Origin of the sequence: Acinetobacter sp. AL9 (assembly GCF_041464035.1) — a bacterium.
Lineage (GTDB): Bacteria > Pseudomonadota > Gammaproteobacteria > Pseudomonadales > Moraxellaceae > Acinetobacter > Acinetobacter towneri.
In genome coordinates this window covers 1-15,545 of sequence record NZ_JAYFSK010000058.1, presented here as the reverse complement: position 1 = coordinate 15,545, position 15,545 = coordinate 1, and the positions used below count along the sequence as shown (strand labels likewise).

Sequence of the window (15,545 nt, the reverse complement as noted above, 5' to 3'; positions counted from 1 at the left end):
TTGTGCTGGCGACCATAGCAAGAGTGAACCACCTGATCCCTTCCCGAACTCAGAAGTGAAACCTCTTCGCGCTGATGGTAGTGTGGGGTTACCCATGTGAGAGTAAGTCATCGCCAGCTCATTATTCTAAACACCCTCAACTAGCGTTGAGGGTGTTTTTTTATGTAAAAAAGAAAAGTAGAATGAATAAAAAAACCCTTAAACATAATTTAAGGGTTTTAAATTTATTTAAATATCAAATATTTAGAAATGTGCTTCTAAGCCTAAATATGGGCCTTTAAACTCTAATTGAGTTTCCTGATTGGAATCTTGATTGAGCTTAATATCTAAAATGCGATAGCCCGCTTTTAAACCCACATCGACCAAAACGGTATCGACAAAGTTATATTTAATTTCTGCCTGAGCATCACGAACTTCATTGTCGCTATTTTTGGCGTAATTTGCTTCAGCTTTGGCACTTAAACCCGTAAACGGTAATTTAACTGCTGCCTCTGCATATAACATAGCTAAAGTTTCACTGACGTCTTGTGTTGAAAACAAATTAGATCTTAAGTCACCTTCAAGTACTTTGGCGCCAAATCCAACATCTGCTGTAACAATGTTATCTAAAATTTCATAATATAAAATGAAGTCTGAGTAATCTAAATCCAGCTGATTGATTTTTACACCAGCAGCGCTTTGCTCGCTTTCGGCCTGCAAATTGGCATGCTTAATTTTGGCATTGGGTAAAAAAGGAACAGGATGTTCTACTGCCAGAGTAAAGGGTAAGGCAAAATCGTCATCTAAGTTTGGTGATAACTGAGCCTGATTCCAGTCTGCGCTATATTTCCAATAATCTACACTGGCTTTTACCCCAATAATATCGGCATGCACCGCTGAACAACTAATTAAACTGCATGCTAAAGCAAAACGTTGTAATGTAAGCATATAAACTCTAGTATTTTGTCATCATCATTTGGGATGAATGGTGTGGTGTTGTATGTTCTCGTGACAAAAAATCATGTGAAATATTGTCCAACTTAACGCATCATACATTTTCTTGAATCAAAATTCTTGTAAAAATATAGCTTAATTCGCGCCAAAAATAGAGGATTTCAGTATGCAAAATGTCCATCCACCTGTCGATTATCCGCTCTATCTTGCCAATAAAGCCGTAGAAACAGGGCAATGGTTAGCCGTTCAGCATAAATATTCTCAAAATTTATATGCGCGTGTCGCACTTGCCGATGCGAAAAGTATTGAAAAAGCCATTCGTGCAGCCGTAAAAGCAGAAGCCGAAATGGCAAAGTTACAGCCCTTTCAAAAACAAAAAATTCTGTTGCATTGTGTGCAGCGTTTTCAAAACATGCGTGAAGAATTGGTCGAAATTTTAATTGCCGAAGGTGGAAAACCACGTTTGGCTGCGATGGCAGAAGTCGAGCGTTTAATTAATACCTTCCAAATTGCGGCAGATGCGGTGTCACAACTAGATGAAGGGCGTATTTTGCCGTTGGCAGTGACGGCTGCTGCTGCGAATTATCAAGGGATGGTTAAGCATGTACCCATTGGTACCGTGTCTTTGATTAGTCCTTTTAATTTTCCGTTGAATTTAACTGCACATAAAATTGCACCTGCGATTGCCGCAGGTTGTCCTTTTGTATTAAAACCTGCCAGTGCCACGCCTATTTCAGCATTGAAAATTGCAGAAGTGTTGGCAGAAACAGATTTACCTAAAGGTGCGTTTTCGGTATTGCCTTGTGAGCGTGAACAAGCTGATGTTTTAGTGACAGATGACCGCTTTAAACTGCTCAGTTTTACCGGTTCAGATGTGGTGGGTTGGGATATGAAAGCCCGCGCAGGACGCAAAAAAGTAACGCTAGAGTTGGGCGGCAATGCAGCAGTGATGATTGAACCCGATACTGAATTGAATGATGCATTGATTCATCGCTTAATTGGTGGTGCGTATAATCATGCTGGGCAGGTGTGTATTAGTGTGCAACGTATTTTGGTGCATGCTGACGTATATGCCGAACTGAAAAAGAAACTTGTGAGCCAGCTCAAGAAAATTAAAGCGGCAGATCCTGATTTAGACAGCACTTTGGTCGGGCCAATGATTAAGGAAGCTGAAGCGCAGCGCTTGAAAAAGTGGATTGATAAAGCGGTGAAAAAAGGCGCAAAAATATTGGCAGGTGGCGAGCTGAAAGGTGTGATGTTTGAACCGACTTTATTGGAACAGGTCGATCCAAACTTGGAAGTTTATAAAGATGAAGTTTTTGGCCCTGTTGCCATTTTGGAAAAATATTCATCTTTTGAGCAAGGGATTGCACGTATCAACCAAAGTCGTTTTGGTTTACAGGCGGGTATTTATACACAAAGCTTGGAAAAAATGCTGTATGCATGGGATCAGTTACAAGTTGGTGGGGTGATTATTAATGATATTCCATCGTTCCGTGTGGACAATATGCCTTATGGTGGCGTGAAAGATTCGGGTTTAGGGCGAGAAGGGATTCAATCTGCTATTCGGGATATGCAGGAAGAGCGTTTATTGGTAATTAAGCGTTAAGTATCTGATCTAATGATGCATCGTTATAAATAAAGAGAAAGGATGAGTTAACTCTGAATTTTGAGATGATTGATTACAGCGCTGTGGTTTGGTGAATAATAAGCTACAGCGCTGCTATAATAGATGAAAAGTAAAACAACTCAAATAGCACCAACATTACATTCCAAATAGTTATATGACTTATAACCAAAAAATCAAGTCAAAATGGAGTGGAATTTGAACGTTTGATTAAAAAAATGCATACAAAAAGCATCTTTCTAAGCAGAATTTACAGAAAAATTGTTCAAAAATGAGTATTGTTAAGCCATACAAAAGCGCAATATTGGGCAAAGACTTTAAGCAAGATTTTCCGAATATTTCGCTGTTTGACCTTTAGAATTTGATGCTCAAAAGGTGTGACTCTAAAGCAAACACCCAGATTTTCATTTTTTGCAGGATATTTTTTGCGTGCGCTAAAGTACCGTTATATAAAGTAAATTTAAGCTAATGAAAAAGCAAGTTATTTATATAAAAGGTCAGAATTAAAAAACAAGCAGCAAAAAATAACCTGAAGTTTAGGTGTTCTATGACAGATTCTCGTGAGAGTTGGTCCGCGCGATCAGGCTTTATTATCGCAGCCATTGGTTCTGCGGTCGGGTTGGGCAATATTTGGCGTTTCCCTTATGTTGCCTATGAAAATGGCGGCGGCGCATTTTTAATCCCTTATTTAATTGCGATCTTTGCCGCAGGTTTGCCATTGCTGTTTTTGGACTATGCAGTTGGGCATAAATACCGTAAAGCACCACCAACCGCTTATAAAAAGCTCATGAACAGTGAAGCATTGGGCTGGTGGCAGGTGATGGTGACTTTGCTGATTGGTATTTACTATGCCAGCGTATTGTCTTGGGCAGGCAGTTATATGTTCTATTCCATTGGTCAGCAATGGGGAACAGACACTGAAAAATTCTTTTTCACAAGCTACTTACAAAATGGTGAAGGCTTAGCCTTTGGTTTTGTACCAACCTTATTTATTGGTCTAGTCATCGTATGGACGGTGGTGATGTTCATTTTATACGGCGGGGTGAAAAAAGGGGTTGAGCTGTCAAATAAAATCTTTATACCACTTTTGCTGATTTTGTTCTCTATTCTCGTGGTTCAAGCTTTACGTTTACCGGGTGCAGTCGATGGCTTAAATGCTTTCTTTACGCCTAACTGGGAAGCGATGGCGAACTATAAAGTATGGTTAGCTGCCTTTGGTCATATCTTCTTCTCACTTTCAGTGGGTTTCGGGATTATGTTGACCTACTCATCTTACCTAAAACGTAAAACCAACTTGACTGGTTCAGGCTTGGTGGTTGCACTTGCAAACTCATCTTTTGAAATTTTAGCGGGTATTGGTATTTTTGCTGCGCTTGGTTTCATGGCGTACAGCGCAGGTTCATCGGTAGATGAAGTGGTTTCGGGCGGTATTGGTTTAGCTTTTATTGCATTCCCGAAAATCATTTCAAGCTTGGGTGCAGGTGGCGATTTATTTGGTTTCTTATTCTTCGCCTCATTGACGGTTGCAGGGGTGACCTCAATGGTGAGTATTCTGCAAGTACCCATTGCTGCGTTCCAAGACAAGCTGGGTTGGTCGCGTAAGCGTGCAGTAACCATTATTGCGGGTGGTTCAGCTATTGTTTCAACCATTTTATTCTCTACCCACAGCGCGATTACTTTTGTCGACATCATTGACTACTTTGCCAACAACATTGGTATTGTTGGTGGTGGTTTATTGTCGATCATTTTGGTGACTTGGTTCCGTCGTCCATTGCTCAAAGAGTTACAGCAACACGTTAACCAATACTCAAGCATTAAATTGGGTTGGGGCTGGAATTTCCTGTTAACCATCGTGACGCCGCTTTCATTGCTCGTGGCTTTAGGTTTAACCCTTAAATCTATTTTTGCAGAAGGCTATGGGGGTTATCCATTACACATTTTACTCACCGTGGGTGGTGGTACCGTGGTGCTCTTTATTATTGGCGCGGTATTGCTTAGCCGCTTAAAAGATCACGACGCAGCGGAGAAATAAGATGAATACATCTGCATTGGTGATGTTGATTATTTCAACAGTGGTACTTTGGGGTGGTTTGGTTTTGGCGATGATTCACCTGATCAAAAACCCAGATGAACTTGAAGACTAAGCATTTTACTGAACGAGTGCAATGTTGTAAGGCATTGCACAGCCTGAGCAAAAACAAGCACTGCTTTGTTTGCAGCGCAAGGCGCAGCGAAGGACAAGCATATTTTTTGCTGCTATTGCGTTATGTGCCAGTCATTTAGAATGACTAAATTTCCTGTCCCATGCCTTATATCAGCTAAAAAATATGCGTCGTCGCAAACATAGACGAAGTGTCAACAGACCCTAAATTAACCCTTGATTGATTCAAGGGTTATTTTTTTGGAAAGGCTATTAAATGAGAAGAATCGTTAAAACAGAAACAGCTTAGGCGGTTTTTTCAATACGACAATAATAAAAACCATCCCCGCGTCCTTGTTGCGGCAATAATTGGCGTCCATACAGTTGTGGAATGCCCCAATCTGCATCAATTTTGACTTCTTTGGCATTTTGATGTTCGGCAAAGAATTGCTGCATTTGCTGTTCATTTTCGGCTTTTAAAACCGAGCAGGTAATGTAAAGCAAGGTGCCACCAACTTTGAGTTGCTGCCACATCTGCTGCAAAATCTGTTGCTGTAATGCCACCGTTTGCTTAATATCGCTAGATTGACGCAGCAAACGAATATCTGGATGGCGACGCAAGACTCCAATTGCAGAACACGGTGCATCCAATACAATACAGTCCACTGCTTCACTGGCATTCCATGTGGTTGCATCGGCAGCCAAAATTTCAACTTGCGCTTCTTGATTCAGTTGCAGACGTTCTAGATTTTCGCTGACACGTAACAGACGTTTGGTATCCTGATCTATGGCAATCAATTTTTTAGGCTGAAATTTTTCAAGCAGATGCGCTGTTTTACCACCGGGTGCTGCGCAGGCATCGACTACCACTTTGCCATCTAAATTTGGCAAGAGCGTTGCACACAGTTGGGCATGTTCGTCCTGTACGGAAAATACGCCTTCATCAAAACCAGGCAAGTCTGGAATGTGCACATTTTGCAGCATCACAATACCGACTTCAGACACGGTGCAAGCTTCTGCAGCAATCTCTTGTTCCTGCAAAATTTCTAAATAGTCATCGCGGCTGATTTGGCGTGTATTGACTCTTAAAGTCAGAGGCGCGGTTTGCTTTAAAGTTTGCGTCAGTTGTTCTTGTTGTTCAGGCCAATCTTTTTTCAGACGTTTATACAACCAACTTGGCAAACCATGTGCCTGCGCCAAAGCCTTTTGAAATTCCGATGTTTCACGTGAAACACGACGCAGAATGGCATTCACCACACCGCTGAGTGCTTGATAGCCCAATTGTTTGGCTGCAGTTACGGTTTCAGAAATTGCGGCATGACTGGCTACACGAGTACAAAGCACTTGATATAAGCCGACATATAAACAGGTTTCAACAGTTTCATTGTTGAGTGGTTTCACCAACAGCGGCAAAGTAATGCTTTTTAGGGCATACCATTGACGCAAAGTGCCCAAAACCAGTTCATGAAACAAGGCGCGGTCACGTTCTGCGACTTTACTTAAATGTGCAGGTAAAACGCTCGCCAATGATTGCCCTTGTTGTACAGCCAATAGCGTACGGATGACTTGGGCACGCAAGTTCAAATGTGAGTTGCCTGATTCAGAATGGCTCATGCGAGAACTTGTCCTGTTTGAAGTTTTTGAGTTTGAATGATTTGCACAGGATTCAGCGGTTTAGCACCTGGCCATTGCAACGAGCTTAAGCATACCGCTTGTTGATCGCCACAAGCGACGTGTACGCCTTGTTTGTCCAGTTTTAAAATTGTGCCTGCAGCTTTGCCTTGTGCAGATTCATCCGATAATGCTGAACCCCAAACGCGCAAGTTTTGTGTTTCATCTAAAGGGATAAACGCCACCGGCCACGGGTTAAAGGCACGGATATTACGGTCAATTTCGGCTGCAGTTTGTGACCAGTCAATTTGTGCTTCGGCTTTGGTCAATTTGTGTGCATAGACCGTCAAGGCTTCATCTTGCACTTCACGCGCGGCTAAATAGTCTTGCAATTTTTGTTCTGAAGCCAGTACTTCAACAATTGCTTCGGCACCTTGCTGCGCCAGTTTGTCATGTAAAGTGGCAGAGGTGTCTGCTGCAGTAATTGGGCATAGGGTTTTATACATCATATCGCCCGTATCTAAGCCTGCAGCCATTTTCATAATGGTAATACCTGTTTCGGTATCACCTGTGGCAATCGCGCGCTGAATCGGCGCTGCACCACGCCAACGTGGCAATAACGAACCGTGAATATTCAAGCAGCCATATTTAGGAGTATCTAAAACCACTTGCGGCAAGATTAAACCATAGGCCGCAACCACCATCACATCGGCATTCAATGCAGCCAATTCTTGTTGGGCCGCCAGACCTTCTTCAGTAGATGATTTAAAATGCAAAGGTTGATAGACAGGAAGATCGTGTTGTAGTGCCAATTGCTTCACCGCAGATGCTGTGAGTTTTTGTCCGCGTCCTGCTTTACGGTCAGGCTGGGTGTAAACCGCGACAATCTCATGTTCGGTGTTCAGGAGTGCTGCCAAAGCGCTTGCAGCAAATTCAGGCGTACCTGCAAAAACGATTTTCAATGGAAATCAACCCATAGTTTTAGATGACGCGGCAATTATAACAAATTGCGGCTCAAAGGTCGGAACGGGTTGTAACAAATCCACCTTGTCGCTGTGCTATAAATTATTATGATAAAAATTAGTAATGCAAAATTTAAAAATTATTCATGAAAGTTTTGTATTGCATTCAGTATGATCAACAAAGTGCTGTAGTTTTTCGTCACTTTTTATCCATCATAAAGTTGGTAAAGCAGCAGCCTTACTACCTCAAGCTGTAGTAAAATACAAAGACTCTTAAACTATTTTGCAGTGATACAGATCTTGCAAACAGTATTATTTCGCCAGAATGAATTTCAGATTCATTTCAGCACAACCAAGTTGGAACTTTATAATGCCTGACTATCGTTCAAAAACATCGACACACGGAAGAAATATGGCGGGTGCACGCGGCTTATGGCGTGCAACGGGTATGAAAGACGAAGATTTCGGTAAGCCGATTATTGCGGTGGTCAACTCATTTACCCAATTTGTACCTGGCCATGTGCATTTAAAAGACCTCGGTCAAATGGTGGCAGAGCAAATTCAGGCGGCAGGTGGTGTTGCCAAAGAATTTAACACCATTGCTGTAGATGACGGGATTGCCATGGGTCATGACGGCATGTTGTATTCATTGCCATCGCGTGACTTGATTGCCGACTCGGTAGAATACATGGTCAGCGCACACTGCGCCGATGCAATGGTGTGTATATCCAACTGTGACAAAATCACACCAGGGATGCTGATGGCTGCTATGCGTCTGAACATTCCAGTGGTGTTTGTGTCTGGCGGCCCAATGGAAGCAGGTAAAGTCAAAATTCGTGGCAATGAACACGCGATTGACTTGATTGACGCGATGATTGTGGCGGCAGATGACAACTATACGGATGAAGAAGTTGCTGAATATGAGCGTTCAGCATGTCCAACTTGTGGTTCATGTTCAGGCATGTTCACTGCAAACTCAATGAACTGCTTAACAGAAGCTCTAGGTTTATCTTTACCGGGCAACGGTTCAATTGTAGCAACTCACGCCAACCGTAAAAAACTGTTTGATAAAGCAGGTCAGTTGATTGTGGAATTGGCCAAACGCCATTATGAACAAGACGATTACAGCGTATTGCCACGTTCAATTGCAACCAAAGCATCTTATGAAAATGCTATGACGTTGGACATTGCCATGGGCGGTTCAACCAACACCGTACTGCACTTGTTGGCGGCTGCCAATGAGGCAGGTGTGGATTTCACCATGGATGACATTGACCGTTTATCACGTAAAGTGCCTGTTTTATGTAAAGTAGCGCCTGCAAAACAAGATGTTCACATGGAAGATGTACACCGTGCGGGTGGCATTATGTCTATTTTAGGCGAGCTGGATCGCGCAGGTTTATTGGACACTTCAGTAGGCACAGTTCACGAAGCGACTTTAAAAGATGCTTTGGATAAATGGGACATCATCCGTACCGAAAATGAAGACGTTTACCAGTTCTTCCGTTCTGCACCGGGCGGCGTACCCACCCAAACAGCATTCTCACAAGACCGTTACTATTCACGTTTAGATGGTGACCGTGACAATGGTGTGATTCGTAATGCAGAACACGCTTTCTCTAAAGATGGTGGTTTGGCGGTACTTTACGGCAATATTGCTTTAGATGGCTGTATTGTAAAAACTGCAGGGGTGGATGATTCTATTTTGAAATTCAACGGCACAGCACGTGTTTTTGAAAGTCAGGATGCTGCTGTAGACGCGATTTTGGGCGGTAAAATCACAGCGGGTGATGTGGTGGTGATTCGCTACGAAGGCCCACGTGGTGGCCCAGGTATGCAAGAAATGCTCTATCCAACCAGCTATTTGAAATCGAAAGGTTTAGGCAAAGAATGTGCCTTACTGACCGATGGTCGTTTCTCGGGCGGTTCTTCAGGTCTTTCAATTGGTCACGTTTCTCCAGAAGCGGCTGAAGGTGGTGCGATTGGTCTGGTTGAAGATGGTGACCGTATCGAAATTGATATTCCAAACCGCAGCATTCACTTGGCGGTAGATGACGCAACTATGGCGGCACGTCGTGAAGCGCAAGAAGCTAAAGGCTGGCATCCTGCAGAAGAACGTCCACGTAAAATTTCTAAAGCGTTGAAAGCTTATGCCATGCATACCACCAGTGCGGCAAAAGGTGCGGTACGTGAAATCTAAGCAGTACTTGGCAATTTAAGCTGCTACAAAAAAGCACTCCAAAATTGGGGTGCTTTTTTATGTGTCTGCAATGAGCGATGTCAGTATCGCAGCAAATTTGAGCGATGAAATTAGACAGGCATTTTCGTTTACATCCTACCTGCTTTCGATACAATGAAAAATAAAATAAATTGTCATGATGAATACGTCATTTCACCCATCTTGCTAAGGAATCAGCCATGAGTAAACAGAATATCCGCGAACATTCAGCCGAAGTCTATGAAGGCATTGAAAATGCACCTGCACGTTCCATGATGCGTGCGGTGGGTTTTAAGGATGAAGATTTTACTCGTCCATTTATTGGAATTGCATCGACTTGGGCCAATGTCACACCATGTAATATGCATATTGATGGTTTGGCGCGCGAAGCAGAAACAGGCGTGAATCAGGCGGGTGGTAAAGGCATTATTTTCAATACCATCACCATTTCAGATGGTATTTCAAACGGCACCGAAGGCATGAAATATTCATTGGTTTCACGTGAAATTATTGCCGACTCAATTGAAGCTGTGGTGGGCTGTCAGGCCTATGATGGTGTGATTGCAATTGGTGGCTGCGATAAAAACATGCCGGGCTGCATTATGGGACTGGCGCGTTTAAACCGTCCGGGCTTGTTTGTTTATGGCGGCACTATTAAACCGGGTGCAGGACATACCGATATTATTTCGGTGTTTGAAGCCGTGGGTCAGCATGCCAAAGGTGAAATTAACGAAATTCAGGTCAAACAAATTGAAGAAGTGGCTTTGCCAGGTGCAGGCTCTTGTGGTGGCATGTACACCGCGAACTCTATGGCATCGGCCATTGAAGCATTGGGCATGAGTTTACCAGGGTCTTCGGCACAAGAAGCTGTTTCTCAAGATAAAATCGAAGATTGCCAACGCGCAGGCGAAGCAGTCATGAATCTGTTACGTCTGGATATTAAACCACGTGACATTATGACCAAATCTGCCTTTGAAAATGCCATTAAAGTGCTGATTGCTTTGGGTGGATCGACCAATGGTGTGTTGCATTTGATTGCCATGGCACATTCTGCAGGGGTTGAACTCACACTGGATGATTTCGTGCGTATTGGTCAGGAAACTCCAGTGGTGGCCGATGTACGTCCATCGGGCAAGTATTTAATGTCGGAGCTGATTGCCATTGGCGGAATTCAACCATTGATGAAACGTATGTTAGATGCAGGCATGCTCGATGGTTCTTGCTTAACGGTTACAGGTAAAACTTTGGCAGAAAACTTGGCCGATGTTGCCGATTATCCTGAAGGTCAGCAAATTATTTTACCGTTTGATGCGCCAATCAAAAAAGATTCGCACTTGGTGGTTTTAAAAGGCAACTTATCACCTACGGGCGCAGTGGCAAAAATTACAGGCAAAGAAGGCTTGTATTTTGAAGGCCCTGCACGCGTTTTTGAAGGTGAAATTGGCGCGATGCGCGGCATTTTAGATGGTGAAGTGCAAGAAGGTGAAGTGGTGGTGATTCGTGGTGAAGGCCCTAAAGGTGGCCCGGGTATGCCAGAAATGCTGAAACCAACTTCTGCAATTATTGGCAAAGGTTTGGGTAATTCAGTCGCGTTAATTACCGATGGACGTTTTTCGGGTGGCAGTCACGGTTTTGTGATTGGGCATGTGACCCCAGAAGCGTATGAAGGCGGGCCAATTGGTCTGGTGAAAAATGGCGATAAAATTTCGATTAATGCCGAAACCCGTGAAATGACTTGGCATGTGTCGGAAAAGGAAATGGCAGCACGTAAAGCGGCATGGGTCAAACCAAAGCCAAACTATACCCATGGTGCATTGGCGAAATTTGCTAAATTGGCATCGGGCGCAGAAAAAGGTGCAGTGACTGATCTGAATTTAGAGGTCTAATTGATCATTTTTATATGAATTGATATAAATCCTTGTGTACTATTGAAGGACGAGCGCACATGATTTGCATGTGGCTTGTCCCCAAACCACAAGGATTTTCTTTTTAGAGGCTGATCTCATGTCACTGTTACGCCGTTGGTTCGATCCGATCAGATCGAGTTGGTTTTATCAAAAACCATCTCGGCAAGCGGTGTTGCCCACGGAACACGGACTGAGTGTGTATTTACGTCTAGATGATGTATATAGCTATTTGGCGGTACAGCAGTTGCCGCAATTAGAAGATATTCTGGCCGATGAATTAAAACCTTTAACCGTGGTGATTTCGCGGCAAAGTGGCGATGCACCGAATCAAATGTCGGCTGCAGAATGGCAAAATTACTGTATTCAAGATGCACAAATTCTTGCCAAACAACATCGGTTTAGTTTTCACGATACCCCTGAATCACCGACTGCAGAAGCCTTAATGCAGGCAGAAACCATTTTGCGGCATACGCCGTTACGTGGTCAGGATTTCTTGTATTTACTGGAAGATGTGTTCCACATGCTGTGGCAAAAGCAGTCGGGTAAATTACGCACTTTATATGCCATGTCCAGCCGTCATCATCAAATTCAGGATTTTCCTGAACGGGTTTTTGATGATGCACCTGTATTGGCCAGTTATTTTGAGTTTGGTGGACGTAAATATCATGCGGTCGATGATTTATTGCGTTTGACACGCCGTTTAAAACAACAAAAATTACTCACCGATAATCCTATTTTCTTGATCAATCACATTGAATGGCGAGAACATTTAATTAGTGATGCCGAAGAACTCAATGAAATTCAGGCACTCGACCCTGAACTGGATTTGTATATTGCACTGGAAGACCCGATTTCTTGGTTGTTATTGGCGTATATCAAAGAAGAATTAGCTGCCTATTACAATATCCATTTGAATGTGTATCCCTTGTCTTATCATGGACGCGACTGGTTTGACTGGAGTTTGGCAACACGTTTATCTAAACGTACTGATGTTGCGTTTACGCCGTTTTGCCGCCCGACTGAGCAGGCGACTTATCAAATGGCACAACTGTATTACAGTGCGCCTGAAGAACAGCGTGTCGATGCCATGTATCGCATTTTGCAGGCGGTATGGACGAGGGGACAGGATTTATCCTTTAAAGCGCATTTTGAGCGTATGCAGCGTGAACTGGAGTTAGATCAACTGACCACAGCCGATGTGACCGAGTTGCTCAAAGAAAACGATATGCTGTGTGAAATGAAATCTCAGCCCGATTTTCCTGTGTTGGAATTGCGCATAGATGGGCAAAGCTACGTGTTTAACAGCTTATATCGGGTGTGGATGATTGAAAGTATTTTCAGTAATGTGTTAGAAGAAAAGTATAAGAGTGAAAACGAAACCGAAACTGAAAGTGTAGCCCAAGCCCATGAACAATGAAAAAGTAAACTCATTACAACAAGCACGTGACAAAATAGACCAAATTGATGTGGCTTTAATTGAACTGATTGCATCGCGTCAGTTTTATGTCGATCAGGCCATGCGCCATAAACAGACTGTGGAAGATGTACAGTCACCGCAGCGCGTGAAAGAAGTGATTGAAAAAGTCCGTACTTTGGCTCTGCAACATGCAGTCGATCCTGACATGGTCGAGCGTTTGTATCACGATATGATTCAGCATTTTATTCAGCGTGAATTAAAAGAATTCCGTCCTTAATTGATCTATCCCTAAGTTTGGGCGATGCTTCAAACGCAGCCCAAACTTTGCGTTTTTGCGGTAAAACCGCGTATTTATATGCCATCTTGGTATTCAAAGCATAATTTTTAAAAATAATTTGCTTATTTTTTCTGCAGGTGGTTTTAAGCGCAAAGCCTTGCCTGTCTTGGCTTTGCTGGGTTTTTAAAAAGAATTGGTAAAAAAAAGAATATGATTTTATTACATTTTTTAATATTGTAAGTTTGCTTTATTTTAAAAAGTATATATATTGTATATACATCTTTTGCAAAGCAGTCTTTATTTTGGAGAGATCAGCAATGAACGAGCAAATCAAAAAAATAAAGACAGGCAAGAAAGATGGACAACTTTTAATTCGTATTAATAGTACTGAACGTGATGAATTTATTCGTTTATGTGAAGAACTTGATACTAGTGCTGCTCGTGAATTAAGAAAATTTATTCGTAGTTTTGTGAAACAACACAATGGCAACGAATAGCCTTACTAAGGAGTAATACCATGGCTAAGCAAGTTAAATCTTTGAAGCAACAAATCAAAGCACGTTTGAAAAAGATTTCAAAACATAAAGGCAAATTGAAGCAACTTAAGCAAGAGCTTAAAAAACAGAAATAAGCCACAGCAAAAGCATGATCTCTTAAAAACGGTTTATTCTAGACAGACCGTTTGAGCTAAAAAAGACCGAACAATCATTGTTGTTCGGTCTTTTTGCATTGCTTTAGCATCAACTTGAGATCAAGCAGATGAACGTAGGTTTTGATTAGGATGGATCACGCAAACTAAAGAACCAGTTCAGGAACAAGGCCGCAAAAGTTGCTGTACCAATCCCACCCAAGTTAAAGCTGCCTAGTTGCAGCGCAAAGTCGCCCGTTCCTAAAATAATGGTCACGGCAGCCACCATCAAGTTTTTGTTTTTAGAAAAATCGACTTTGTTTTCAATCCAGATTTTCGCGCCAGCAATGGTAATCAAACCAAATACCACAATCGAAGCGCCCGTTAAAATGGCGGTAGGAATGGTATGGATGATTGCCCCAAATTTTGGTGATAAGCCAAGGAAAATAGCAAACATCCCCGCCACCACAAAAATAATCGTGGAATACACGCGGGTAACAGCCATCACCCCAATGTTTTCACCATAGGTGGTCATACCCGGCGCACCGACACCACCTGCGAGTGTTGTGGCAACACCATCGGCTACAAAGGCTTTACCAATGTGTGGATCGAGGTTTTCACCTGTCATTGCTCCGACTGCTTTAATGTGTCCCAAGTTTTCGGCCACCAAAATGAAAGCAATTGGGGCAATAATCAGCATGGCATTCACATCAAATACAGGCGCATGAAAGTCTGGAACACCAAACCACGCGGCTTGCTGAATTGGTGTGAAGTTAATTGGCGTCCCCCAACCCATGACATTGGTGACCATAAAATAGATCAGATACGACATGAGTAAGCCAATTAAAAGCAAGAGGCGTTGCAGTAAACCTTTGGTAAACACGGCAATCATGCCCATACATAGTACAGTTACCAATGCCATCCACATATTAAATGGATTGCCTGCAACGGCTTTGACCGTGACTGGGGCAAGGTTTAAACCAATGATCATCACCACTGCACCTGTCACTACAGGTGGCATCAATTTTTCAATCCAGCGGGTGCCTGTGGCCATCACCAAAAAGCCAATCAGGGCATATAAAATACCGCAGGCAATAATCCCGCCTGCCGCGACCCCAATATTGGCATTTAAACCACCTGCTGCACCTGCATAGCCTGTGGCAGCAATCACTACCCCAATAAAGGCAAAGCTCGAACCTAAATAACTTGGAACGCGCCCACCTGTCATGAAAAAGAACAGGATGGTACAAATCCCTGACATTAAAATGGCAAGGTTCGGGTCAAAGCCCATTAAGAAAGGTGCAAGTACCGTAGCACCAAACATGGCAAACGCGTGTTGTATCCCCAATACAACGGTTTGTGCAGGCGGTAGATACTCATTGGTCCCTACAGGACGCGCATCAATGTTGCCTTCATAAGGGCGCCATTTGGGAAACCAATTGGACATAAAGTGAGCACTCAAAAGCTAAATTGAGCACATCATACCCTTGTATTGCATAAATTTTTTAAAAATTTTGCGAGGAAACTGACCAGTTGCTTATTTTTAGAATTAAATTTTACTATTTGATAAAATTTACATTTAATATAAATAAGTAATTTTATTTATAAATTTAAAGAATGTATTGCAGTCACTTAGTGATAGTCGCAGTTTAAAAAAAAATTGTATGACCTGCGATTTTTGTTTGTATTTTATACAAAATAGGACTTACGCATTGACGGATTCAAAAAAGTATTAAAATACGTTATAAAGTATCTGTGATCAGACGAATTAAACATGCTTCTACAGCAACTTGTACATTACCCATTTATATGGGCTTTCTCATGA

The 15,545-nt window shown here is 42.5% G+C and carries 12 protein-coding genes and 1 rRNA gene; 9 read left to right on the top strand and 4 right to left on the bottom strand.

The window, feature by feature from the left end; translation table 11 throughout:
• Window positions 1-4: 4 nt before the first annotated feature.
• Window positions 5-119 (top strand): 5S ribosomal RNA (gene rrf / locus ACEO2X_RS11430).
• 124 nt (window positions 120-243) lie between these two features.
• Here rrf and ACEO2X_RS11425 read toward each other — a convergent pair.
• A complete protein-coding gene (locus ACEO2X_RS11425; protein ID WP_371972053.1) occupies window positions 244-927 on the bottom strand; it encodes a TIGR04219 family outer membrane beta-barrel protein in 684 nt (227 codons plus the stop codon).
• 172 nt (window positions 928-1,099) lie between these two features.
• On the opposite strand from ACEO2X_RS11425, the gene ACEO2X_RS11420 reads away from it, so the two are divergent.
• From ACEO2X_RS11420 to ACEO2X_RS11410, 3 genes are all read left to right on the top strand, one after another.
• Window positions 1,100-2,542 (top strand): aldehyde dehydrogenase family protein, encoded by a 1,443-nt coding sequence (locus ACEO2X_RS11420; protein WP_180096436.1) that lies wholly within the window; start codon window positions 1,100-1,102, stop codon window positions 2,540-2,542.
• 565 nt (window positions 2,543-3,107) lie between these two features.
• Window positions 3,108-4,592, top strand: a complete 1,485-nt coding sequence (locus tag ACEO2X_RS11415; RefSeq protein WP_104852799.1) for a sodium-dependent transporter — start codon at window positions 3,108-3,110, stop codon at window positions 4,590-4,592.
• A 1-nt stretch (window position 4,593) separates the two neighbouring features.
• The gene (locus ACEO2X_RS11410) at window positions 4,594-4,704 is read left to right on the top strand and encodes a methionine/alanine import family NSS transporter small subunit (RefSeq protein ID WP_004970370.1); all 111 of its coding nucleotides are present in this window, start codon (window positions 4,594-4,596) and stop codon (window positions 4,702-4,704) included.
• 302 nt (window positions 4,705-5,006) lie between these two features.
• Here the strand turns inward: ACEO2X_RS11410 and rsmB are convergent, their stop codons facing one another.
• Together rsmB and fmt are read right to left on the bottom strand one after the other, a co-directional pair.
• Window positions 5,007-6,314, bottom strand: coding sequence for a 16S rRNA (cytosine(967)-C(5))-methyltransferase RsmB (gene rsmB / locus ACEO2X_RS11405; protein WP_180009358.1), 1,308 nt, complete (start codon window positions 6,312-6,314; stop codon window positions 5,007-5,009).
• Window positions 6,311-7,273, bottom strand: a complete 963-nt coding sequence (fmt, locus tag ACEO2X_RS11400; RefSeq protein WP_131262038.1) for a methionyl-tRNA formyltransferase — start codon at window positions 7,271-7,273, stop codon at window positions 6,311-6,313. Before fmt ends, rsmB begins: the two co-directional genes overlap by 4 nt.
• Before the next feature lie 370 nt (window positions 7,274-7,643).
• On the opposite strand from fmt, the gene ilvD (ACEO2X_RS11395) reads away from it, so the two are divergent.
• The 5 genes from ilvD (ACEO2X_RS11395) to ACEO2X_RS11375 all read left to right on the top strand — a co-directional run bounded on the left by ilvD (ACEO2X_RS11395) (window position 7,644) and on the right by ACEO2X_RS11375 (window position 13,589).
• On the top strand, window positions 7,644-9,473 hold the full coding sequence (gene ilvD / locus ACEO2X_RS11395) for a dihydroxy-acid dehydratase (protein WP_019837334.1): 1,830 nt from the start codon (window positions 7,644-7,646) through the stop codon (window positions 9,471-9,473).
• A 218-nt stretch (window positions 9,474-9,691) separates the two neighbouring features.
• Complete coding sequence (gene ilvD / locus ACEO2X_RS11390) at window positions 9,692-11,377, top strand: dihydroxy-acid dehydratase (RefSeq protein WP_371972052.1); 1,686 nt, start codon at window positions 9,692-9,694, stop codon at window positions 11,375-11,377.
• A gap of 118 nt (window positions 11,378-11,495) precedes the next feature.
• Window positions 11,496-12,815 carry a hypothetical protein gene (locus tag ACEO2X_RS11385; protein WP_346791713.1) on the top strand — a complete coding sequence of 440 codons (1,320 nt, stop codon included), beginning with the start codon at window positions 11,496-11,498 and terminating at the stop codon, window positions 12,813-12,815.
• Window positions 12,805-13,092, top strand: a complete 288-nt coding sequence (locus ACEO2X_RS11380) for a chorismate mutase (RefSeq protein ID WP_179988877.1) — start codon at window positions 12,805-12,807, stop codon at window positions 13,090-13,092. Before ACEO2X_RS11385 ends, ACEO2X_RS11380 begins: the two co-directional genes overlap by 11 nt.
• A gap of 317 nt (window positions 13,093-13,409) precedes the next feature.
• A complete protein-coding gene (locus ACEO2X_RS11375; protein WP_004970356.1) occupies window positions 13,410-13,589 on the top strand; it encodes a hypothetical protein in 180 nt (59 codons plus the stop codon).
• A 279-nt stretch (window positions 13,590-13,868) separates the two neighbouring features.
• Here ACEO2X_RS11375 and ACEO2X_RS11370 read toward each other — a convergent pair whose 3' ends face one another.
• Window positions 13,869-15,167, bottom strand: a complete 1,299-nt coding sequence (locus tag ACEO2X_RS11370; RefSeq protein ID WP_168418345.1) for a solute carrier family 23 protein — start codon at window positions 15,165-15,167, stop codon at window positions 13,869-13,871.
• Window positions 15,168-15,545 lie beyond the last annotated feature (378 nt).

Bases quoted from the DNA above. Each gene is read 5' to 3' on its own strand.
- ACEO2X_RS11425 (WP_371972053.1), bottom strand. From the start codon at position 927: ATGCTTACATTACAACGTTTTGCTTTAGCATGCAGTTTAATTAGTTGT.
- ACEO2X_RS11420 (WP_180096436.1), top strand. From the start codon at position 1,100: ATGCAAAATGTCCATCCACCTGTCGATTATCCGCTCTATCTTGCCAAT.
- ACEO2X_RS11415 (WP_104852799.1), top strand. From the start codon at position 3,108: ATGACAGATTCTCGTGAGAGTTGGTCCGCGCGATCAGGCTTTATTATC.
- ACEO2X_RS11410 (WP_004970370.1), top strand. From the start codon at position 4,594: ATGAATACATCTGCATTGGTGATGTTGATTATTTCAACAGTGGTACTT.
- rsmB (WP_180009358.1), bottom strand. From the start codon at position 6,314: ATGAGCCATTCTGAATCAGGCAACTCACATTTGAACTTGCGTGCCCAA.
- ilvD (WP_019837334.1), top strand. From the start codon at position 7,644: ATGCCTGACTATCGTTCAAAAACATCGACACACGGAAGAAATATGGCG.
- ilvD (WP_371972052.1), top strand. From the start codon at position 9,692: ATGAGTAAACAGAATATCCGCGAACATTCAGCCGAAGTCTATGAAGGC.
- ACEO2X_RS11385 (WP_346791713.1), top strand. From the start codon at position 11,496: ATGTCACTGTTACGCCGTTGGTTCGATCCGATCAGATCGAGTTGGTTT.
- ACEO2X_RS11380 (WP_179988877.1), top strand. From the start codon at position 12,805: ATGAACAATGAAAAAGTAAACTCATTACAACAAGCACGTGACAAAATA.
- ACEO2X_RS11375 (WP_004970356.1), top strand. From the start codon at position 13,410: ATGAACGAGCAAATCAAAAAAATAAAGACAGGCAAGAAAGATGGACAA.
- ACEO2X_RS11370 (WP_168418345.1), bottom strand. From the start codon at position 15,167: ATGTCCAATTGGTTTCCCAAATGGCGCCCTTATGAAGGCAACATTGAT.